This is a genomic window from Lentzea sp. NPDC005914, assembly GCF_040629405.1.
Taxonomy (GTDB): Bacteria; Actinomycetota; Actinomycetes; order Mycobacteriales; family Pseudonocardiaceae; genus Lentzea.
The window spans coordinates 69,775-91,368 of record NZ_JBEXVQ010000023.1 but is presented as its reverse complement, the minus strand read 5'-3'; the positions used below and the strand labels follow the sequence as shown (position 1 = coordinate 91,368).

Sequence of the window (21,594 nt, the reverse complement as noted above, 5' to 3'; positions counted from 1 at the left end):
ACTAGCCCTGCAAGCGAAGCAGGCGCAGCGCGAGCTGCACCTCCAGCACGCGGTCCGGCGACTGCCAGTCGCCGAGCAACGACGAGACCCGGTCGAGTCGTTGCGTGACCGTGTTGACGTGGAGGTGCAGCTCCGCCTTGGCACGACTGAGGTTCGCGCCGCAGCGGAAGTAGACCTCCAGCGTGTGCACGAGTTCCGTGCCGCGCTCGGCGTCGTAGTCCAGCACCGGCCCGAGCACCGACCGCACGTACCCGGACACGTCCGCCCGGTCGCCCAGCAGCACGCCGACGAACCCGAGATCGGCCAGCGTCGCGGCGTCCTTCTCCCGCCCCAGCTGCCGCAACGCGCGCAGGCACCGCCGCGCTTCCTCGAAGGCCGCGGCGATCGCCACCGGCCCCACGACAGGTCCGCACGCGCCAACCGTCGCATCCAACGCCTTTGCGACGTCGCGTGCGATGTCCGTGGACGTCGAAGGCAAGGCCAGCACGACATCACGGCCGCGCGACCCGGCGAGTCCTCTGTGGACCGAGGAGTAGTGCGTCGCGGCGGAGAGGTTCCCGTCCGCGACCAGAACCACGTGCGGGTCGCTCAGTTCGACGCCGACCCGGCGCGCGCGAGCCACCAGCCCCGCCGGATCCCGCCCGTCCAGGATGTCGGTGATCAGCTCGCCGCGGACCTTGTTCTCCGCCTCCGCAACGGTCCTGCGCAGCAGCAACAACAACGCCGTCACCGCCGCCGACCGCTCGAAGACCCGCCGGTCCGCGTCCGGCAGGTCAGGCCGCCCGGCCAGCGCGATCCCGCCCAGCAGCTCCGAGCCGGCCAGCACCGCGCACACCCACACGCCGTCGAGCAGCACAGCCCGTCCATTGGCCCGCACCGCCGGCGTGGGCACGGTTTCCAGCACCTCGACCGGCCCGCCGAGCAGCTCCCCCACCGCGGCCGCCACCTCGGCCGAGGAACCACCGCGCAGCACCAGGTCCGTGAGCCGGTCGTGCGCCTCCTCGGCCCGTTTCATGGCCTCGTTGTGCGACTGGATCGTGGCGAACAACGACGCCGTGTCGATCGCGATGGCCGCGTGATCAGCCAGCGACTGCAGCAGAGCGACTTCTTCCGCGGGGAACTCGCGCGAGGTCCGGTCGGCCGCGTACAGCACCCCGATGACCTTCGAGTCGAGCTTCAGCGGCACGCCCAGGATCGCCACCAGGCCTTCGTCGTGCACGGCCGAGTCGATCGGGTTGGTGTGGTTGAACCGGGCGTCGGCGAAGTAGTCGGAGGTGGCGTACGGGCGGGCGGTCTGCGCCACCAGCCCGCCCAGCCCCTCGCCGAGCCCGAGCCGCACCTTCTGGAACAACGGCGAGAACGACCCGTCCGTCACCCGCATGTAGGTGCCGTTCGGGTCGTCGTTCATCGACAGGTACGACACGTCGGTGCTGAGCAGCGTCCGTGCCCTGCGCACGATCGAACGGAGAACCGCGTCCGGGTCGCGCATGCCCGCGAGCTCGGACGCGGTCTCGAACAACGCCGCCAGTTCGGCCTCACGCCGTCGTGTCACACCCCAACCCTGTCACGTTCCTCCAGATCCGCACCACGGGTCTCCCGCGCCAGGGCGATCGCCGCGACCGTGATCACGCACGTGATCACCACGTACAGAGCGATCGGGAACGACGACTTGTACTCCTTCAGCAACGCCGTCGCGATCAGCGGCGCCAGTGCACCCGCCACGATCGACGCCAACTGGTAGCCGACCGACGCACCCGAGTACCGCACCCGCGTCCCGAACAGCTCCGAGAAGAACGCCGCCTGCGGCCCGTACATCGCGCCGTGCAGCACGAGTCCGACGGTGGTGGCCAACGTGATCAGCACCGGGTCCTTGGTGTTCAGCAAAGCGAAGAACGCGAAGATCCACGCGCCCATGCCGACCGCGCCGATGAGGTAGATCGACCGCCGCCCGAACTTGTCCGACAGATGGCCCCACACCGGAATCGTCACCAGGTGCACGGCCGACGCGACCAGCACCGCGTTGAGCCCCACCGACTTCGACAACCCGAGCCCGGTCACCACGTAGACCAGGATGAACGCCGTGATCACGTAGTACGACACGTTCTCCGCGAACCGCGCGCCCATCGCGATCAGCACCTCGCGCCAGTTGTGCTTCAGCAGCACCAACGCGGGCGCCTTCTCCATCTTGGGAGCGTTCTCCTGGGCAGCCTTCTTCTGGGCCGCCAGGAAGACCGGCGACTCCGACACCGAAAGCCGGATCCACAGACCGATCACCACGAGCACGCCCGAGAGCAGGAACGGAATCCGCCAGCCCCACGCCAGGAAGTCCGCGTCCGACTGCACCGACGCCAGCACCGCGAGCACCGCCGTCGCCAGCAGGTTGCCGCACGGCACACCGGCCTGCGGCCACGACGCCCAGAAACCGCGCCGCGCCGGATCACCGTGCTCCGACACGATCAGCACGGCCCCACCCCACTCACCGCCCAGAGCAAAGCCCTGCACCAGCCGCAGCAAAGTCAGCAGAACGGGAGCCAGCACACCCACCGACGCGTACGTCGGCAGCACGCCCATCAGCATCGTCGCGCCACCCATCAGCAGCAACGACAACACCAGCAACTTCTTGCGCCCCAACCGGTCCCCGAAGTGACCGAAAACAAGCCCGCCCAAAGGCCGTGCCAGGAACCCGATCGCGTAAGTGGTGAACGCGAGCAAAGTGCCGTTCAAGGGATCCGCGGTCGGGAAGAACAGCTTGTTGAACACCAGCGCCGCGGCAGACCCGTAGAGGAAGAAGTCGTACCACTCGACAGTTGTTCCGATGAGCGATGCGCCTACCACTTTCTTGATCATCGACAACTCCTCATTGAGCAGTCCAGCCGCCGTCGACGGCCAACGACGTACCAGTGACAAAACTGTTGTCGCACAACCACAGCACGGCGTCCGCGACCTCGGAAGGCTCGATCAGCCGTTTGATGGCAGTGCGCTGCAGGAAGATTTGAGACGAGACCTCGTCCTCGGAGATCTCGTGAACTCGCGCCTGATCGGCGATCTGCTTCTCCACCAACGGAGTCCGCACATATCCCGGAGCCACGCAGTTCGACGTGACACCGTGCGGAGCGCCTTCCAGAGCCGCGACCTTGGAAAACCCCTCGAGGCCGTGCTTCGCGGCGACGTAAGCGGATTTGAACGCGGACGCGCGCACCCCGTGCACGCTGGAGATGTGGACCAACCGGCCCCAGCCGCGCGAGTACATGTGCGGCAGCACGTGCCGGGTCAACCGGAACGCGGCCCCGAGCATCAGTTCGAGCATCGAGGAGAACCGCGCGACCGGGAACTCGTGAATCGGTGCGACGTGCTGGACACCTGCGTTGTTGACCAGCACGTCGACCTCGGCGGGCAACGCGTCCACCGGCGAGGTCAGGTCGAGAACGTGCCCGACCCCACCGATCTCGGACGCGATGTCCCGCACGCGTGGGTCGAGGTCGACCAGATGAACCTTGGCGCCCGCGGACGACAACGCGCGGGCGCAGGCCAGGCCGATGCCGCTGGCGGCTCCGGTGATCAGCGCGGTGTGACCCGTGACACTCGACATGACCGGAAACGGTAGGCGTCACGCGACGTGATCGACATGTGGCCTGCGCACATAATGCCTGGCTATGAGGTGGATTTAGCCAACATTTAGCGTCTCAATGGCATAGGAGGCGGAAAGAACGGGTACAGGGGCGTAAGCTCCCGTCACCTGAACGGGGGAAGATCCACAAGAGGGGGCTACACCATGTCAGCGACACCGATTTACGACGACCTCCTGCGCGAGCTCGACGAGATCGCACAGGAGGCCGGGTTGACCAGCTCGGAGCCCACTTCCGAGCCCGTCAAGCCTTAGTTACTTCGGAGGGGCGATCAGTTCAGCCGGCACCGGCTGGTCCTTGCTGATCAGGTCGAACAGCTGCGACGCCTTCTCCTTGTTCCACTGCACGACCGACTGGCCGCCGATCGTCGGGGTCCCCCCGACCGGCACGGTGCCGGAGGTCGCGTCGCTGATGTTCAGCGCGACGCTCGCGAGGTTCCACACGTGGTCGCTCTCGTTGACCGACACCGAGCCGGACGCCGCGTTCATCAGCGGCACCATGCGGAACGGGTTCGCGAGCGTGGCCGGGCTCTTGACCTTCTCGAACAACGCGGACAGGAACTTCCGCTGGTTCTGCACGCGCTGCAGGTCTGAGGTCGCGAACGTGTAGCGGGTTCGCACGAACCCGAGCGCTTTCGGACCGTCGAGTTCCTGACACCCCGCGGGCAGGTCGATGCCGGCCATCGGGTCCTTGATCGCCTCGTCGAGGCAGATGTCGACGCCACCCACCGCGTCGACGATGTTCGAGAACCCGCCGAAGCCGATCTCCATGTAGTGGTCGATCCGCACGCCGGTAGCACCCTCGACGGTCTTCACGAGCAGCTGCGGCCCGCCGATCGCGAAGGAAGCGTTGATCTTGTTGCGGCCGTTGCCCTCGATCGCCACGTAGGAGTCGCGCGGGATCGACAGCAGCACCGGCTTGGCGGCGCTGTTGTCCGGCAGGTGCAGCATCATGATGGAGTCGGTGCGGCTGCCTGCCGCGTCACCGGTGGCGAGCTTGTCCTTCTCCTCCTGCGTCAGCCCATCGCGTGCGTCGGAACCGACGAGCAGCCATGTGGTGCCCGGCGTCTCGGCAGGACGGCCCTGGTAGTCCGGCAGCGCGTCGATCCGCTTCAACGTCGAGTCGACGTAGAAACCGAATCCGACCACACCCACCACCAGGACGAGCAACAGCACCAGAATGACGCGTCCGGGACGCCTCTTCTTCTTCATCGGCCGCTGCGGCGGCATGGGACGCCGCGGCTGCTGGTAGCCGTGGTGATACCCAGCGCTCATGTGTCGCCAACCCCGATCGCTTTAGATTCGCTTTGCAACTGAGGACGCAGTGCGGCCGTTCAGGTTGCGACGAACCTACCGGGGCGGGAGCACCAGCGCTTCGAAAAGCCGTGTGACCTCGGCCGACGGGTTTTCGGTGAACCCCGTATGCGCTGGTGAGGTCTGCACGATGGTGCTGCGGGGTGCCGTCAGCCAGCGGAACCGTTGTCCAACCGTTGTCCTGCTGACCGGACCTGCGTCGGGCGTGCCGTCGCACGAGTTCGTGAGGTGCTTCAGCGACGTCTCGAGCATTTCGACGTCCAGCAGCGGGTCGAGCGCCCGCAGCCTCTCACCGTCCACATAGGTCTTCGCGCACAGGAAATCCAGGTCGCGGCAGTAGACGATGACGCCGACGTTCATGAACTCGCCACGCTCCTGCCGCGGCACCGCCCGCAGCAGCGCGTACTCAAACACGTGCGGCACGCGCGGCCTCCAGCGAGTCGACCCAGCCTCGATGGGCGAGGCGGTAGGTGAAGAAGTCCTTGTAGCGCTGACGGAGTTCGGCCGGATCGCCTTCCAGCCACTCGTCCGGAACGAGCGCGAGGACCTCGTCGAGCAGCTCGGGAGTGATCTTGGCGGCCATCTCCGCGTCTACTTCGGACACTGAACCCGCGCTCGGCAGCATGGCGTGGTCGGACGCGTCGTACTTGTACTCCTTGGTGGCCGGACGATCCTCGCTCCAGGAGTAGTGGAAGTACAACGCGGCGCCGTGGTCGATCAACCACGGTTCGCGGTGCCACAGCAGCATGTTCGGGTTGCGCCAGCTGCGGTCGACGTTGAGCACCAGCGCGTCCAGCCACAGCAGCTTCGTCGCGAGCTCGGTGCCGGGGTCGCGCACGATCGGGTTAAAGTCGAACGACCCGGGCAGGTAGTCGAAGCCTATGTTGAGGCCGCCGCTGGCCCGCAGCAGCTCCTGGACCTCCTGGTCCGGTTCCGCGCGCGCCAGCTCCGGGTCGAGGTGCACGAGCACGATCTCGGGTATCCGGAAGCCCAGCCGCCGGGCCAGCTCGCCGACGATGATCTCGGCGACCAGCACCTTCACGCCCTGTCCGGCGCCGCGGAACTTCACCACGTACATACCCAGGTCGTCGGCCTCGACCAGCCCCGGCATCGACCCGCCCTCGCGGAACGGCGTCACATACCGGGTGGCCGTGACCTCCCTCAACGAATTCACTGGCGCATGATCACACGAACGCGTTGGCAAAGCCGAGCAGAATTCCGCCCCAGCCGCCCTCGCCGCTGACGCCGCTCTCAACCCGCTCCGGCTTGGTGAAGTGCCGCTCGAAGTTGCGATGCACCAGCTCAACGCGTGTGCCGGAACCCTCTGAGCTGAAGGTGATCTCCACTTCGGACGCCCGCTGCGGGTCCGGGTCGTAATCCCAGTCACCGTTGAGGTGCCAGGCCAGCAGCAACCGCGACGGCGGCTCCCACGCCTTCACCGAACCCCACTCGCACTCGGCACCGTCCGTGCCCACCTCATACCAACGACCGCCCTCGTGCGGTTCGACGACGACGTCCTTCAGCTCCGCCTCGCCGATGTGGTGCGCGGCCGGCCACCACGTCACGAACTTCTCCGTGAACACCTTGAACGCGTGGTCCGCACCGGCGTTCACCAGCACAGATCTCCGTACTTCCGTCATGTCTCCTCCACCACCGCAGCGAAGTTCGCGAGTGCTTGACCCCACACGTCGTCGAGGTAGTCGCGCATCGCGGCCACCCCGACGTGGTCGACTGAATACAGTCGACGAGTTCCCTCGGCCTCGACCCGGACCAGCCGTGCCTCCTTGAGCACCTTGAGGTGCTGGGACACGGCCGGCCGCGACACGGGCAGCTCGGCGGCGATCTCCCCCACCGCCCGCGGTCTGGCCACGAGCAGCGTGAAGATCTCGCGGCGGGTCGGGTCGCCGAGCGCCGCGAACGCCACTTGGTAAGTCTCCACGAACGGTAAGTTAGAACTTACGGAGTCATCCTGTCAATGCCGCGAAGTAAGCCGCCTGCCCGGCCTTGTTCGGGTGGTAGGAGTCGCCGGTCGGGTTGACCAGCGCGTTGATCCACGGCTCGTCCGAGCAGACGCCGTGGCCCGCAAACGCTTCCCTCACGTCGACGTACCGTGCACCAGCCCGTGATGCCGCTTCGGAGATCACCCTGGACAGCTCGTCGGCGGCGTCGTTGAGCGCCTGCCGCTTCCGCTTGGAGAGGGTGCGGCACCCGTCGTTCGGCGTGAACAGCCGCGGATACCCGAGAACGACGAGCTGCGCCCTCGGTGCCGCTTCCTTGATCGCGGAGTAGGTGGTGTCGAGCCGGCCGGGCAACTGGTCGCGGGTGAAGGCTCGGGTCTTCGCGACCCGCCTCTCGCACGAGCTGTTGCCGTTGAGCGTGCAGGTCGTCATCACGTCGACGAACCCGAGATCGTTGCCGCCGATGGTGATCGTCACGAACGACGTCGCCGGGGTCAGCGCCTTGAACTGCGGCTTGAGCGACTTCGTGGTCGCACCCGAACACGCCACGAACTTGAACGACGGGAAGTTCTTGCCCTGCAACGCCGGATAGGCGTTCGAACTTCGGCGGCACGAACCGTCCACATAAGAACCAGCGCCCGCACCGGACGCGTAGGAGTCGCCGAGTGCGACGTACTCCGGTGCGAACGGCGCGGGCGCCAGCAGAGCTACTGCGAGTACTCCAGCCATAAGTCCCATACGGCCTGGAGTACCACTGTGGATGATCGACTAGAAGGGCGTTAACCCAGACGTGTGGGCAGCACGCAGACCGGGATCGGGGTCTGCAGCGCCGTGCCGGACGGGGTCAGCTTGCCGCTCGCCCGGTCCACCGCGAACGACGTCACGTTGTTCGAGTTCTGGTTGGCCGCGAACAGGAACCCACCCGACGCGTCGAGGGCGATGTGCCGCGGGTACTTGCCACCGACCGGCGTGTGCCCGACCAGCGCCAGCTCAGACCCGCTCACCGAGAAGTGCGCGACGCTGTCGTGCCCGCGGTTCGACAGGTACACGTGCTTGCCGTCGCCCGAGACCAGCACCTCGGCCGGGTAGTTCCGCGCGCCACCGGACGGCGCGGTCTTCAACGACTGCCCCGGCGTGAGCTTCCCGTCGGCGTACGAGCAGACCACGATCGTCGAGTCCAGCTCGTTCGCGACATAAGCCGTCTTGCCGTTGGGGTGGAACGCGATGTGCCGCGGCCCGGCTCCGGGCTTGAACTTGGCCGTCGACACGAGCTTGAGCTGGCCGCCCGTGAACGAGTAGACGAACACCGAGTCCGCGCCCAGATCGACGGCGGCCGCGTACTTCCCGACCGGGTCGAACACGATGTGATGCGCGTGCGGGCCTTCCTGACGCTCGGGGTCCGGCCCGGACCCTTTGTGCTGCACCTTCTGCGTGCGCGGGCCGAGACTGCCGTCCGCCTTGACCGGGAAGACGCTCAAAGACCCGGACGAGTAGTCCGCGGTGATCAGGAACTTCCCGGACGGGTCGAGCGTCAGGTGGCACGGGTCGGCGCCGCCGGTCGCGACCTTGTTGATCACCTTGAGCGTAGCCGCGTTGATCGCGGTGACCTCGCCCTTGGTGTTCTCGTTGACCGCGTACAGAAACCGGCCGTCACGCGACTCGATCACGAACGACGGGTTGACCACACCAGTGATCACACCTGTCGTCTTCAGCTGACCGTTCGCCGTGTCATAGGTGCCGATGCCGATACCTTTGGCGCCACCGCTCCACGTCGTGTAGGCGCCGAAGAACACTCTCTTCGTGGCAGGTGCCGCCCCAGCGGTTCCTCCGGTCATCAGCAGCCCAACTCCCACACCCATGGCTCCGAGAAAACGTCGCCGGTCCACACCCACGTCCGCACCTCCGGATACTCTCGTCGGCGGCGCAGACCACAGTGGCCTAGACCATCACGGCTAGGCAAGAGATGCAACGAAGATTGCATCTAGCGCAACGGGTCGTTCGAGATCAACCGGGCTTTCTCGGCCTCGATGTCATAGGCGGGCGGCGGGAACTTCGGGTCCATCTCACGCATGGTCTCCAGCAGCAGCCGCGACACCGCCCAGTTGCGATACCACTTGCGGTCACTGGGAATCGCGTACCAGGGCGTGTCCGCGCAGTTCTTCAACGCCTGCGTGTAGGCGTCCTGATATTTGGACCACTTCGACCGCACGTCGATGTCCGCGGGGTTGTACTTCCAGTGCTTGCGTGGGTCGTCCAAGCGGGCAAGCAACCGTTCCTTCTGGACCTCCGGCGAGATGTGCAGGAAGCACTTGATCACCGTGGTGCCGCCGTCCGCGAGCTCCTTCTCGAACGCGTTGATCTCCTTGTAGCGACCCCGGATCTCCGCGGCCGTGAGCAGGCGCTCGACCTTCGGCACGAGCACGTCCTCGTAGTGGGAGCGGTCGAACGCGCCGATGCGCCCCTTCTCGGGCAGCACCTTCCTGATCCGCGTGAGGAAGTGCTGACGGCGTTCGGCGGGAGTCGGCTTCTTGAACGACGCGATGCGCACGCCCTGCGGGTTCACCAGGCCGACGACGTGGCTGATCACGCCACCCTTGCCCGAGGTGTCCATGCCTTGCAGCACGAGCAGCACCGCGCGAGAGTTCTCCGCGTACAGAGCCTCCTGCAGGTCGTCCAGCTCGGCCCCGGTGGCGGCGAGGTCCTCGGCCGCCTCCTTCTTGCTCTTGGGACCGATCGGACGGCCCGCGGGGTCGAGGGTGGAGAGATCCACCTCATCGAGTCGCAGAGCTTCACGAACCGACTTCTTCGCCATCGACCGAGCGTAGCGATGAACCGTTGATTCCGCCCGTCGCGCAAAGATCACCCACTGTTCGGTGAATCTCTGCAACGTTTGACGGTTCTCCGCAACACTTCGCGGATGAAATCGCTTGTTCCGGCCCCTAGCCTTGGAGGATGACCGCCATCGCTGAGCACCAGACCGCCGGCACACCCAATCTGGCTAGCGCTGACTACATCTCCATGGACGAGGAGTGGAGCACTCACAACTACCACCCGCTGCCGGTGGTCCTGTCGCATGGCGAGGGAGCGTGGGTCACCGACGTCGACGGCCGCCGCTACCTGGACTTCCTGTCCGGCTACTCGTCGCTGAACTTCGGCCACCGCCACCCCGCCCTGGTGGCCGCGACGATCGAGCAGCTCGGCCGCGTGACGCTGACCAGCCGCGCGTTCCACCACGACCAGTTCGGCCTGTTCTGCCGTGAGCTCGCCGCGCTGACCGGCACCGAGATGGTGCTCGCGATGAACTCCGGCGCCGAGGCCGTGGAGTCCGCGATCAAGGTCGCGCGCAAGTGGGCGTACCAGGTCAAGGGCGTGCCGGAGGGCACCGCCGAGATCATCGTGGCCGGGTCGAACTTCCACGGCCGCACCACGACGATCGTGTCGTTCTCGACCGACGAGACCGCGCGCAACGACTTCGGGCCGTTCACGCCGGGCTTCAAGGTCGTCAAGTACGGCAACCTCGACGAGATCGAGTCCGCGATCTCGCCGCGCACCGCCGCCATCCTGATCGAGCCGATCCAGGGCGAGGCCGGCGTCGTCGTGCCGCCCGCCGGATACCTGCCCGGGATCCGCCGCCTGTGCGACGAGCACAACGTGCTGATGATCGCCGACGAGATCCAGTCCGGGCTCGGCCGCACCGGTGACCTGTTCGCGCTGGACCACGACGGTGTGCGCGCCGACCTCTACACGCTCGGCAAGGCGCTGGGTGGCGGCATCCTGCCGGTGTCCGCGGTGGTCGGGTCGCGTGCGGTGCTGGGCGTGCTGAAGCCCGGTGAGCACGGGTCGACGTTCGGCGGCAACCCGCTGGCCTGCGCCGTCGGCCGCGCGGTCGTGCGGCTGCTGGAGACCGGCGAGTACCAGGAGCGCTCGCGTGAGCTGGGTGCGTACCTGCACGCCGAGCTGGGCAAGCTGGTCGGTCACGGGATCGCCGAGGTGCGCGGGCGTGGCCTGTGGGCCGGTGTCGAGATCTCCCCCGGTGGCCCGGTCGGCCGTTCGGCTTCCGAGGCGCTGGCGGCTCGTGGCGTGCTGTGCAAGGAGACGCAGGCGACCACGTTGCGCGTCGCTCCCCCGCTGGTGATCACGCGTGACGAGATCGACATGGGCGTTCAGGCGATCGCTGAGGTGGTTCGCCCCGATTTGGGGTGATTTCGTTCCGTTGGTAGGTCACAAATGCGGCGGACGGGCCTCGTGGCTCGTCCGCCGCAGGCATGATGACTCGTATGGGTGAACGGGTTCGCGCTGAGGCTGCCGCCGCTTTGGGCACGTGGACAGAGCCGGAAGAGGTCTACGCGGCCGGTCGCGAGCTTCGGTCCTCTGTGGACTTCAAGGCGCACCGCGCCGTGTCGCTGGCTGCTTCACGGCCTTCCGTGCTGGAGTTCATGAACGCCAGCAACTCCGGGCGCCTGGAGCACCTGATCCCGTTGCGCGTGGGCAGGATGCTCGCCAACCCGTTCGCGTTCTTCCGCGGTGCCGCCGGACTTCAGGCGGGCGATCTCGCCACCGGGTGCGCGACCGGCCTTCACGCTCAGTTGTGCGGTGATGCACACGCAGCGAACTTCGGCCTCTACGGCACGCCCGAGGGCCAGATCGTCATGGACATCAACGACTTCGACGAGACGCTGCCCGGCCCGTGGGAGTGGGACCTCAAGCGGCTAGTGGCCTCCCTGGTGCTGGCCGGCCGGACCGGTGGCGTGTCGGACAAGGGCTGCCGCGAAGCCGCCGAGGACGCCGTGCGCGCCTACCGCGGCGCGATCCGTCACCTCGCCGAGCAGCCGTTCATGGACTCGTGGACCGCGCTCGGCGACGAGTCGGTGCTATCGAAGGTCAAAGCCGACGACCTGCTCAACGACTTCTCCAAGGCCGCCGAGAAGTCGCGCAAGAACACCAGCGCCCGCTTCGCCGCGAAGTGGACCGCGCACGACGGCGAGCGCTGGCGGTTCGTCACGAACCCGCCGACGTTCACCGACGTCTCCGCCGAGACCGAAGCCGCCGTGATCGCCGCCTTGCCGTCCTACGTGGACACTCTGCGCGAATCCCGCCGCAACCTGATCATGCGCTACGGCGTGTCGGACGTGGCGTTCCGAGTCGTCGGCACCGGCAGCGTCGGCTTGCGCAACTACCTCATCCTGCTGCACGGCAACGGAACCGAGGCCCTGGTGCTGCAGGCCAAGGAAGCCCGGCCCTCCGCACTGGAACCGTTCCTGGACGTCGAGCCCGCCAAGCACGAGGGCAAGCGAATCGTGCACGGCGCGCGCCTCGTTCAGGCCGAGACCGACATCCTGCTGGGCTGGACGACGATCGAGGGCCGTCCGTTCATCGTCCGGCAGTTCCGCAACCGCAAGGGCGAGATCGACGCGACCACGCTGAAGCGCGACGACCTCGACGACTACGGCCGTTTCGCAGGCGCTCTGCTGGCTCGTGCGCACACGCGTTCCCTCGACCCGCGACTGCTCGCCGGCTACTTCCAGAACGGCGGCGGCGACGACCTCGACGAGGCCTTCGCCAAATACGCGTTCGACTACGCCGACCAGACCGAGGCCGACCACACCGAACTGGAGTCGCTGGTCAAGGCCGGCAAGCTGCCCGCGCTCGTCGAGGACCGCTGACGCGCCTTCCGGCCTGTCCGGCGGAGTTCACCTAGCCTGACGGTATGAAGATCCGCCGCGCCGCCTCCCCCGACGACGTGTTCGCCGCAGCGCACCTGTTCGACGCGCCTCCGGTGGCGGACGCGACCGCGCGGTTCCTCGCCCAGGAGCACAGCCACCTGTTGATCGCCTACGTCGGCGACCAGCCAGCCGGGTTCGTGTCCGGAGTGGAGACAACGCACCCGGACAAGGGCACCGAGATGTTCCTCTACGAGCTGGGCGTGGACGACGCGTTCCTGCGCCGCGGCATCGGCACCGCCCTGGTCGAGGCGCTGAAAGCCCTTGCCGCGGAACGGGGTTGCTACGCGATGTGGACCGGCACCGCCGCGGGCGACGTGGCGGCGCAGTCCACCTACAAGAAGGCGGGCGGGTCGGTCGACGACGGCGCCTTCGTCAGCTGGGAGCTTTGACCTGCCCGACCAGCGCCTGCCACGCCTGGGCGGAGAACGCGAGAACCGCATCCACGTTCTTGGAGTCGCGCACGAGTGCGTTGTGAGCCAGCGATACCTCCACACAGTCGCTGTTGACCGTGCCGTCGCTGTAGGTGCTCTTACGCCAGGTCCGTCCCTGAGCCATGAAGATCCCCTCGTAGTCCGCTGACGTACTCCGCCAGCTTCTTACGAGATTGTTCCTCATCCAAGGCGATGGCATCGAGCCGCGCGAAGGTATTCCTGGCGCGCTCGACGGCTGCTGAGTCCTGAGCGAACACCATCGCCGTGTCGGTCGGGCTGACGACAGTGGGCAACGCCTTCTCGAACTCGAACAGGATGCACTTCGACAGCAGTGCGGCAGTCCTCGCGCCGACTGGGACGATCCGCAGCATGTGCGTGTTGAAGAGCAAGCGGAGGTACTGCTCCTCCATCAGCTGCGCGTCGCCCAGCCGCATCTGAAGAGCGAGTTCGTGGATGTAAAACACGCACTCCGGCCGATTTTGCCTCCGCATGATCGTCTGCCGCTGGATGCGCAGCTCGACGCCCTTCTTGATGTTCTCCGGCGTCTCGATGCCCTTCTCGATCATCAGCTCGCGCGCGTAGGCCTCTGTCTGCAGAAGCCCGGTGATCATCAGGACGTCATAAGCGATGATCTTCTTGGCCGTCGACTCCGTCATCGCGAGGGTGCGGAGTTCGGTCGGCACCTGGGCGAAGTACTGGTCGAAAGCGTGGTGGTAGCGGCGCTTGAACTCCTCCAGGAAGTCGAGGTCCTTGCCGCAGGCTGTGAAGAGCTGCGTGAGGTCGATCTCGCTGGCGCGGGCGCGGCCGTGCTCGATGTTGGACACCTTGCTTGGATCCCATCCAAGTTTTGTGGCCAACGCACGGCCGTTCAGACCCGTACAGGTCACGCGCAACCGGCGCAGTTCGTCGCCCAGGTCCCGGCTGTACGCGGTAGAGGTGAACGCAGTCATAGCCTTCGACGCTATTCCTTGGAGTCGCTCCCAGGACCGCGCTCGTTCGGGTGAAAACTACGTCCAGACCGGTTCGTCCACTTCGGACACCTTACCGTCCGCGCGGAAGTGCAGGAACCGGTCGAACGACTTGGCGAACCACCTGTCGTGCGTGACCGCGACGACCGTGCCCTCGAAGTCGTTCAGCGCGTTCTGCAACGCTTCCGCCGACGCGAGGTCGAGGTTGTCCGTGGGTTCGTCGAGCAGCAGCAACGTGGCCCCGGACAGCTCCAGCAGCAAGATCTGGAACCGGGCCTGCTGGCCGCCGGAGAGGTTCTCGAAGCGCTGGTCGCCCGCCTTGTCGAGCCCGTACCGGCTCAGCACGGACATCGCGGCGCCGCGGTCCTTGCCTGAGCGTTGACCCTCGCCGTGCCAGAGGATGTCCACGAGCGTGCGGCCGAGCCACTCCGGGTGCTGGTGCGTCTGTGCGAACAGTCCGGGCACCACACGCGCGCCGAGCTTCCACGCGCCGTTGGTGTTCACGGTGTCGCCGCCCAGCAGCCGCAGGAAGTGGCTCTTGCCGGAGCCGTTCGAGCCGAGCACCGCGACCCGGTCGCCGAAGAAGATCTCCTGCGAGAAGGGCTTCATCAGCCCGGTCAGTTCCAGCTCCTCGCACGTGATCGCGCGAACGCCCGTGCGGCCGCCCTTGAGCCGGGGGTTGACCGTCTCGTCCTGAGGGATCTCCGGCGGCGGGCCCGCCTCTTCGAACCGTTCGAGGCGCCCACACATGACGCGGTACTTCGGCGCCATCGACTCGTAGTACTTCGCCTGCTGCTGCAGCGTTCGCACGAGCTCTTTCAACCGCTCGTGTTCTTCGTTCCAGCGTCGGTGATCTTCCCTGAGCTTCTCGATGCGCTTGTGGCGGGCACCGTGCCAGGTGCCGAACGAACCGGCGTGCGTCCACGCGGAGTGCGCCTCGACCGTGACGACGTGCGTGGCGGCGTTGGCCAGCAGCTCGCGGTCGTGGCTGACGACGAACACGGCCTTGTCGGTGGCACGGAGACGATCTTCCAGCCAGCGTTTGCCGGGGACGTCGAGGTAGTTGTCGGGCTCGTCGAGCAGCAGTACCTGCTCGTGGCCGCGCAACAACGTTTCCAGAACCAAGCGCTTTTGTTCGCCACCGGACAACGTGCGGACCTCGCGGAACCGTGCGCGGTCATAGGGCAGACCGAGTGCGGCGACGGTGACGGTGTCCCAGAGGACCTCGATGTCGTACCCGCCGGCCTCGCCGTAGGTCGTCAACGCGTTCGCGTAGCGCATCTGGGCGGCTTCGTCGTCGGTGTCCATCAACGCGAGCTCGGCGTCATCGAGCTCCTGGGCGGCATCGCGCAGCGCTGAAGGTGCGACGGAGAGCAACAGGTCGTGCACGAGTGACTCGTCCCGGACCGAGCCGATGAACTGCGGCATCACCGCGAGTCCGCCCTGCACGTGCACGCTGCCCTGCTTGGGTGTGAGCTCGCCGGACAGGATGCGCTGCAGCGTCGTCTTGCCCACGCCGTTGGCACCAACCAGCGCGACAACCGTGCCACCGCTCACCTTGAACGAGACGTCGCGGAACAGCTCCCTGCCGTCAGGCAAGGCGTACGCGAGCCCGTTCGCTTCCAGATACCCCACGCCGGAGATGGTCGAGCCTCGCTGGTGGGAACGCCAGCGAGTTTCCGGCTACCGGAGGCGGATCGGGTATCTGCGCAACACCAGCACGCCGGCCGTGACCAGCAGGCACTGGAAGGCCGGGCCGAACGCGCCGATCACCGTCAGCAGCACCGTGAGGCCACCGAAGACGAGCAGCAGGGAGTAGAACAGCCACGGTCGCACCTGGCGGTTCATGGTGCGAGCGAGTCTCGGTTCTTCGGCTAACAACCGCTGCTCGATCTCCTCGAGCGAGCGGCGTTCGGCTTCACTCAGCATGGGTGCCTCCGGAAGACGTCGGGACGTCATCATTCCCGCTCGTCACCCAGTGGATACTCGAACGCCGCCGGAGTCAAACTCCAAGACGCTCATTCAGTCGTACTCCCGCGCATGCCTGGGGGACTTTCCAAGTAGCTCGCGCTCAGACTCGACGCGCAGCAGTACGCCGCGTATGAGGGCACGCCGCCCACCCGTCCGCACTGGACGGCCGCTCGCATCGTGTTGATCGGCGTGTCCGCGCTGATGACGGCGCTGGTGGCGGGGGCTCGAATCGATGCCGAACTGCACCGCTTCTACGCCCGCGCGGGCCGCGCCATGGCCTGGTCAGCGGCTTAGCGCGACCAACCGGGAGACTGCGCGGAGGTACTTCTTGCGGTACCCGCCCTTGAGCATCTCCTCGGTGAACAACTCCGAGAGCGGCTGCCCGGACACCGCGACCGGGATGTCGCGGTCGTAGAGCCGGTCGCCGAACGCCACGAGCCGCAGCCCGACGTTCTGGTCCGGTGCCGGCTTGACGTCCTTGAGGTGCACGGCGCTGACCCCGTCGAGGAGCCTGCCGTACTTCGACGGGTGGATGCGGGCCAGCGCTTTGCACAGGTCGTCGAAGTCGTCGATGGTCGAGCCCTCGGTGTTAGAGGCTCTAACAACCAATTCAGTGTCTGACATCGGTGAAGGGGCGTCCGGCAGGCCGCGGTGGCGGTAGTCGGGGCCGTCGACGCGGACGACGTCGAACTTCGAGGACATCGACTGGATCTCGCGCAGGAAGTCGGCGGCGGCGAACCGGCCCTCGCCGAGCTTGTCGGGCAGCGTGTTCGAGGTGGCGGCCACGAACACTCCGGCCGCGGTCAGCTCCTTGATCAGGCGCGTGACCAGCATGGTGTCGCCGGGGTCGTCGAGCTCGAACTCGTCGATCGCGAGCAGCTTGTGACCGCTCAGGCGCCGCACGGCCTCGGGGAACGTGAGCATGCCGACGAGGTTCGTCAGCTCGACGAACGTGCCGTACGCCTTGGGACCGGGGACCGCGTGCCAGAGCGAGGCGAGCAGGTGGGTCTTGCCGACGCCGAAGCCGCCGTCGAGGTAGAGGCCGAGCTTGCCCTCTTCCTCCTTCGAGCTGAACAGCGACCACTTCTTGCGCTTCGTCAGGCTCACGCGCGCGGCGAAAAGGCGGCCGGCCTCGACCGCGGCGGCCTGGCTGGGCTCGTCCGGGTTGGGGAGGTAGCTGTCGAAGCTGACCTTGTTGAACCTCGGCGGCGGGACCAGGCCCTCGATCAGTTCGTCGGCCCCGATCTGGGGATCCCGGTCGGACAAGCGCATGCCCGCAGCCTATCGGCGTGATGGGATGGGTTCGTGCAGATGTTGTGGCCCTCACCGGGCGTTGAGATGACCGACACAGACCTCGAGTCGCTCTACGCGTATCCACCGGACCGGACGTGGGTGACCGCGAACTTCGTGTCCAGCGTGGACGGTGCGGTGTCGGTCGACGGACGGTCCGCGGGGCTGGGTTCGCCCGCCGACAAGCAGATCTTCGTGCTCGGCCGCCACCTCGCCGACGTGGTGATGGTCGGCGCCGGGACCGTGCTGATCGAGGGCTACCGGCCGTCGAAGCAGCTGCCGATCGCCGTGGTGACCGCGCGCGGGACGTTGACGGCGGACCTCCCGCTGTTCGCCGATCCCGCGGTGCCGCCGATCGTGATCACCTGCGCTGCCGCTCAACTGCCGTCGCTGCCCGCTGACGTGATCGTCGCCGGGGAGGACGAGGTCGATCTCGCGCTGGCGGTGTCCGAGCTCGCGGCGCGGGGGCTGCACAAGATCAACCTGGAGGGCGGGCCGCGGCTGTTCGGGTCGATGATCGCCGACGGTCTGGTGGACGCGGTGAACCTGACCGTGTCGCCGTTGCTGGCGGTGGGCGACTCCTCGCGGATCGCGCACGGCGCGGTGATCCCGCCGGTGGACCTGGAGCTGGCGTCGGTGCTGCGGGCGGACGACGTGCTGTTGCTGCGGTATCAGCGGCGAAATTCCAGCTGAAGAGGCAGGATGTGCGCGTGGACCTACCGCTGACGCCACCTCTGCAGCCCATGCTCGCCACCGCGGTCGACGGTATACCGGATACTGCCGACCTGGTGTTCGAGCCCAAGTGGGACGGTTTCCGCTGCGTGGTGTTCCGCTCCGGCGACGAGGTCTTCCTGCAGTCACGCAGCGGCAAGCCGCTCAACCGCTACTTCCCCGAGGTCGTCGCCTCGATGCTCGAGGTGCTGCCCGAACGCGCTGTCGTCGACGGCGAGCTGGTCGTGGCCAAGAACGAGGAGCTCGACTTCGACGCGCTGTCCGAGCGCATCCACCCGGCGGCCTCGCGCGTGACGATGCTGTCGGAGTCGACGCCGGCCACGTTCGTCGCGTTCGACCTGCTGGCGCTGGGGTCCGAGGTGTTGCTGGAGCAGCCGACCGTGGCCCGGCGCGAGGCCCTGCTGAAGCTCCCGGACCTCAACATCACGCCCGCGACGACGTCGGTGGAGACCGCGCGCGAGTGGTTCACGCTCTTCGAGGGCGCGGGACTGGACGGCGTGATGGGCAAGCCGGCCGACGGCCCGTACACGCCGGGCAAGCGTTCGATGATCAAGGTGAAGCACGCCCGCACGGCCGATGTCGTGCTGGCGGGCCTGCGCTGGCACAAGGACACCGAGCCCGGCACCGCGGTCGGCTCGCTGCTTCTGGGCGTCTACGACTCGAACGACCTGCTGCACCACATCGGCGTCTGCGGCTCCTTCAAGGCGGAAGAACGCCGTTCCCTGGCGACCGAGCTGGCACCGTTGATCACCGAGTCCGACGATCACCCGTGGGCGAATCCCCAGCCGGGGCAACGGATTCCGGGCGAGATCAACCGGTGGCGCGGCAAGCAGGCCGAGTACGTGGCGTTGCGGCCCGAACGCGTCCTGGAGATCCACTACACCCAGACCGAGGGCGAACAACCCGTGCGGCTGCGGCACAACGGCCAGTTCGCGCGGTGGCGTCCCGACCGCGAGCCGCTGTCGTGCCGCTACGACCAGCTGGAGATCCCGGCCCGCTACGACGTGGCCTCCGTGCTGAAGGGCGAGCTGCGCGCTCGTTAGACGTCCGGACGGGCCGACCGCGTCGCACCGACAGAAGCGATGACGACGCAGCACACGGCGACCCACTGTGCCGGCTTGAGCTGTTCGCCGAGCAGCACCAGACCGGCCACCGCGGCCACCGCCGGTTCCATCGACATCAGGATGCCGAACACGCGCGGAGGCATGCGCCGCAACGCTTCCAGCTCCAGCGAGTACGGGATCACCGACGACATCAACGCCACCGCGAACCCCGCCGCGAGCACCACCGGGTCGAGCATCGCGGTCCCTGCCGACGTGACGCCGAACGGCAACGCGACCACCGCGCCCACCACCATCGCCAGCGCGAGGCCCTTGCCGTCGGACGTCTTGCTGCCGAGCTTGGCCGTCACCAGGATGTACGCCGCCCAGCACGCCCCCGCGGCCAGCGCGAACAGCACGCCCGACAACGCCAGCCCGCCCTGCACGCGCGTCAGCAGCACGACACCGAGGCCCGCGAGCAGCACCCACAGTCCGTCGAGCCACCGCCGTGAGCCGAACACGGCCACCGCCAGCGGGCCGAGGAACTCGATGGTCACCGCGGCACCGAGCGGGATGCGGGCGAGCGCGGCGTAGAAGCAGAGGTTCATCGCGGCGAGCACCACGCCGTAGGTCACGACGACGGCCAGCGTCCGGCGGTCCAGGCGCAACGACGGCCGCCAGATCACGACCAGCACGAGTGCGGCGACGACGAGGCGCAGGGTCACCGTGCCCGCCGCGCCCGCGACCGTGAAGAGCTGCTTCGCGACGGCCGCGCCGACCTGGACGCTCACGATGCCGAGCAGCACCAGCGCGGTCGGCGGGATCCCGCCCATCAACCGGGCGACGGGGAGCCGATCCGCGTGAGCCATGGTCCCCATCCTCACTCACGGCCGTCGGGCGAAGCATGCGAAATACCACACACAAACCTGACTCACCGTTTTCTCACCTGCAGCGTGCGAGGCTCAACCTCTCCGGAGAGTGAACGAGAGTGAGGACATCTGTGCGTCGCGCTGCCTTGGCCCTACTGGCAGTGAGCGTGCTGACGGCGTGCAGCGCGGGGCCCTCGACCCGGCCGGTGATCGCGGTCAAAGGCGAGGAGAACCAGCCCGTCGACCAGAGCACCCTCGCGGGGCCGCAGCCCGTGCCACCGCTCGGCGAGTACAAGACGGACTCGCTGGGCTGGTCGCCGTGCAACGAGCAGATGAAGGACCGCCTCGGCGCCGACGCTCCGCAGGGCGACCTGACGTACGAGTGCTCGCGCATGACCGTCGTGCTCGACCCGCCGGGCCGTCCCGGGCGCGGCACGCTCGGCATCGCGTTGGTGCGCGTCGGCACCGGCAAGAGCGCGCTGGTCGTGGTCAACGACCCCGGCGGCGAACCCGGCACGATGAAGGCCGCGCGGCTCGCGGCGTCGTTGCCGAAGGACATCCTCAGCACGTACACGATCATCGGCATGGATCGGCGCGGCACGGGCCGTTCGGACGGCATGTCGTGCGTGCCCCCGGCAACGCGCGCGCAGCTCGTCGAGTACGACCCCGCCGAGACCGAGCAGTCGTCCCTCGTCGTCGCCGCCGGTGAAGCCTCGCAGGAATGCGTGCTCGACCTCGAAGGCAGGCTGACCGCGTTCGACTCGTGGCGCGCGGCCTCCGACCTCGAACGCCTCCGCGACTACCTCGGCACCGACCGCCTCAACGCCGTCGGCCTCGGCGAGGGCTCGCGCGTGCTCACCACTTACGCCCAGCGCTACCCGAACCGCATCGGCCGCATGGTGCTCGACGGCGCCCCGGACCCGACGCTCGACCAGGTGGGCGTGCTGGAGTCCCGTGCCGTCGCGGCCGAGGCGACGCTCGACGCGTTCGCCCGCGACTGCAAGACCCGCGGCTGCGCCCTCGCGAACCCGCGCGAGGACGTCCAGGCGTTGCTGACCCAGCTGCGCGGCGGACGCGTGCGCGGCGAGTACGTCGACCTCACGCCCGGCTCCGCGCTGAACGCGATCGTGACCGGACTGGCCGACCGGGCCCGCTGGCCCCAGCTGGCCGACGCGATCGCGAAGGCTCGCACGGGCGACGGCAGCGGCCTGTTCACGCTGCTCGACGCGATCGTCAACGACCTCGACGAGAACCCGCCCCGCTTCGACGCGGGCCTGGTGATCGGCTGCAACGACACCGCGACCCGCATCCCGCCGGACCGCGTGAAGGCCCTCACCGCCGACTGGCAGGGCAAGTACAAGCTGTTCGGCGCCCTGTTCGCCCGCCAGCTGCTGCACTGCAACCCGTTCCCGCCGCCCAAGACCGAGAAGCTCGACGCGCTGAAGAGCGCGCCGCCGATCGTGTTGCTCAGCACGGCCAACGACGTCTCCACGCCCGCATCCGGTACCGAGCACACGGCACAGCGCCTGCCGGGTTCGGCGTTGATCGGGTGGCAGGGCAGCGGGCACGGCGCGTTGACGCTCTCCGGCTGTGCGACGACGGCGGTGCGGGACTACCTGGTCGACGCGAAGGTGCCGGCGAACGGCACGGTCTGCCCGCCCTGATCCGTAGCC

General features: G+C 67.6%; 23 protein-coding genes. 6 read left to right on the top strand and 17 right to left on the bottom strand.

Features of this window, described 5'->3' with window-relative positions; genetic code table 11:
- Position 1: 1 nt before the first annotated feature.
- From ABZ345_RS29365 to ABZ345_RS29315, 11 genes are all read right to left on the bottom strand, one after another.
- Positions 2-1,552: a GAF domain-containing protein gene (locus ABZ345_RS29365; protein ID WP_359855530.1), complete on the bottom strand. Its 1,551-nt coding sequence runs from the start codon at positions 1,550-1,552 to the stop codon at positions 2-4.
- Positions 1,549-2,847, bottom strand: coding sequence for an MFS transporter (locus ABZ345_RS29360; protein ID WP_359855528.1), 1,299 nt, complete (start codon positions 2,845-2,847; stop codon positions 1,549-1,551). The genes ABZ345_RS29365 and ABZ345_RS29360 overlap by 4 nt, the downstream gene beginning before the upstream one ends.
- A 10-nt stretch (positions 2,848-2,857) precedes the next feature.
- Positions 2,858-3,589 (bottom strand): 3-hydroxybutyrate dehydrogenase, encoded by a 732-nt coding sequence (locus ABZ345_RS29355; protein WP_359855525.1) that lies wholly within the window; start codon positions 3,587-3,589, stop codon positions 2,858-2,860.
- 291 nt (positions 3,590-3,880) lie between these two features.
- Positions 3,881-4,900, bottom strand: coding sequence for an LCP family protein (locus ABZ345_RS29350; protein ID WP_359855523.1), 1,020 nt, complete (start codon positions 4,898-4,900; stop codon positions 3,881-3,883).
- Positions 4,901-4,975: 75 nt separating this feature from the next.
- Positions 4,976-5,362 (bottom strand): DUF3037 domain-containing protein, encoded by a 387-nt coding sequence (locus tag ABZ345_RS29345; protein ID WP_359855520.1) that lies wholly within the window; start codon positions 5,360-5,362, stop codon positions 4,976-4,978.
- Complete coding sequence (locus tag ABZ345_RS29340; protein ID WP_359855518.1) at positions 5,346-6,113, bottom strand: HipA family kinase; 768 nt, start codon at positions 6,111-6,113, stop codon at positions 5,346-5,348. The genes ABZ345_RS29345 and ABZ345_RS29340 overlap by 17 nt, the downstream gene beginning before the upstream one ends.
- A gap of 10 nt (positions 6,114-6,123) precedes the next feature.
- Positions 6,124-6,579, bottom strand: coding sequence for an SRPBCC family protein (locus ABZ345_RS29335; protein WP_359855515.1), 456 nt, complete (start codon positions 6,577-6,579; stop codon positions 6,124-6,126).
- Positions 6,576-6,878, bottom strand: coding sequence for a metalloregulator ArsR/SmtB family transcription factor (locus tag ABZ345_RS29330; RefSeq protein ID WP_359855512.1), 303 nt, complete (start codon positions 6,876-6,878; stop codon positions 6,576-6,578). Before ABZ345_RS29330 ends, ABZ345_RS29335 begins: the two co-directional genes overlap by 4 nt.
- Before the next feature lie 25 nt (positions 6,879-6,903).
- A complete protein-coding gene (locus ABZ345_RS29325; protein ID WP_359855509.1) occupies positions 6,904-7,626 on the bottom strand; it encodes an SGNH/GDSL hydrolase family protein in 723 nt (240 codons plus the stop codon).
- 50 nt (positions 7,627-7,676) lie between these two features.
- Positions 7,677-8,756, bottom strand: coding sequence for a lactonase family protein (locus tag ABZ345_RS29320; RefSeq protein ID WP_359855507.1), 1,080 nt, complete (start codon positions 8,754-8,756; stop codon positions 7,677-7,679).
- Between the two features lie 122 nt (positions 8,757-8,878).
- Positions 8,879-9,709, bottom strand: a complete 831-nt coding sequence (locus tag ABZ345_RS29315; protein ID WP_359855504.1) for a PPK2 family polyphosphate kinase — start codon at positions 9,707-9,709, stop codon at positions 8,879-8,881.
- A gap of 140 nt (positions 9,710-9,849) precedes the next feature.
- On the opposite strand from ABZ345_RS29315, the gene rocD reads away from it, so the two are divergent.
- The 3 genes from rocD (at position 9,850) to ABZ345_RS29300 (ending at position 13,009) form a co-directional block, all read left to right on the top strand.
- Positions 9,850-11,100, top strand: coding sequence for an ornithine--oxo-acid transaminase (rocD, locus tag ABZ345_RS29310; RefSeq protein ID WP_359855501.1), 1,251 nt, complete (start codon positions 9,850-9,852; stop codon positions 11,098-11,100).
- A gap of 74 nt (positions 11,101-11,174) precedes the next feature.
- Positions 11,175-12,560, top strand: coding sequence for a DUF2252 domain-containing protein (locus ABZ345_RS29305; protein WP_359855498.1), 1,386 nt, complete (start codon positions 11,175-11,177; stop codon positions 12,558-12,560).
- Between the two features lie 44 nt (positions 12,561-12,604).
- Entirely contained in the window at positions 12,605-13,009 is a 405-nt protein-coding gene (locus ABZ345_RS29300) for a GNAT family N-acetyltransferase (RefSeq protein WP_359855496.1), read from the top strand.
- Here the strand turns inward: ABZ345_RS29300 and ABZ345_RS29295 are convergent.
- The 5 genes from ABZ345_RS29295 to zapE all read right to left on the bottom strand — a co-directional run bounded on the left by ABZ345_RS29295 (position 12,993) and on the right by zapE (position 17,262).
- Positions 12,993-13,175: a DUF397 domain-containing protein gene (locus ABZ345_RS29295; protein ID WP_359855493.1), complete on the bottom strand. Its 183-nt coding sequence runs from the start codon at positions 13,173-13,175 to the stop codon at positions 12,993-12,995. The genes ABZ345_RS29300 and ABZ345_RS29295 overlap by 17 nt on opposite strands.
- The gene (locus tag ABZ345_RS29290) at positions 13,150-14,001 is read right to left on the bottom strand and encodes a helix-turn-helix transcriptional regulator (protein WP_359855490.1); all 852 of its coding nucleotides are present in this window, start codon (positions 13,999-14,001) and stop codon (positions 13,150-13,152) included. Before ABZ345_RS29290 ends, ABZ345_RS29295 begins: the two co-directional genes overlap by 26 nt.
- A 57-nt stretch (positions 14,002-14,058) precedes the next feature.
- Positions 14,059-15,654 carry an ATP-binding cassette domain-containing protein gene (locus ABZ345_RS29285; RefSeq protein WP_359855487.1) on the bottom strand — a complete coding sequence of 532 codons (1,596 nt, stop codon included), beginning with the start codon at positions 15,652-15,654 and terminating at the stop codon, positions 14,059-14,061.
- 48 nt (positions 15,655-15,702) lie between these two features.
- The gene (locus ABZ345_RS29280) at positions 15,703-15,948 is read right to left on the bottom strand and encodes a DUF3040 domain-containing protein (RefSeq protein WP_359855484.1); all 246 of its coding nucleotides are present in this window, start codon (positions 15,946-15,948) and stop codon (positions 15,703-15,705) included.
- 324 nt (positions 15,949-16,272) lie between these two features.
- Complete coding sequence (zapE, locus tag ABZ345_RS29275) at positions 16,273-17,262, bottom strand: cell division protein ZapE (protein ID WP_359855481.1); 990 nt, start codon at positions 17,260-17,262, stop codon at positions 16,273-16,275.
- 66 nt (positions 17,263-17,328) lie between these two features.
- On the opposite strand from zapE, the gene ABZ345_RS29270 reads away from it, so the two are divergent.
- Both ABZ345_RS29270 and ABZ345_RS29265 read left to right on the top strand, forming a co-directional pair.
- The gene (locus ABZ345_RS29270) at positions 17,329-17,973 is read left to right on the top strand and encodes a dihydrofolate reductase family protein (RefSeq protein WP_359855479.1); all 645 of its coding nucleotides are present in this window, start codon (positions 17,329-17,331) and stop codon (positions 17,971-17,973) included.
- A gap of 17 nt (positions 17,974-17,990) precedes the next feature.
- Positions 17,991-19,055: an ATP-dependent DNA ligase gene (locus tag ABZ345_RS29265; RefSeq protein ID WP_359855476.1), complete on the top strand. Its 1,065-nt coding sequence runs from the start codon at positions 17,991-17,993 to the stop codon at positions 19,053-19,055.
- Here the strand turns inward: ABZ345_RS29265 and ABZ345_RS29260 are convergent.
- The gene (locus ABZ345_RS29260; protein WP_359855473.1) at positions 19,052-19,921 is read right to left on the bottom strand and encodes an EamA family transporter; all 870 of its coding nucleotides are present in this window, start codon (positions 19,919-19,921) and stop codon (positions 19,052-19,054) included. The genes ABZ345_RS29265 and ABZ345_RS29260 overlap by 4 nt on opposite strands.
- A gap of 161 nt (positions 19,922-20,082) precedes the next feature.
- Here ABZ345_RS29260 and ABZ345_RS29255 point away from each other — a divergent pair, with 161 nt between their 5' ends.
- Entirely contained in the window at positions 20,083-21,585 is a 1,503-nt protein-coding gene (locus tag ABZ345_RS29255; RefSeq protein WP_359855470.1) for an alpha/beta hydrolase, read from the top strand.
- The last annotated feature ends 9 nt before the right edge of the window (positions 21,586-21,594 follow it).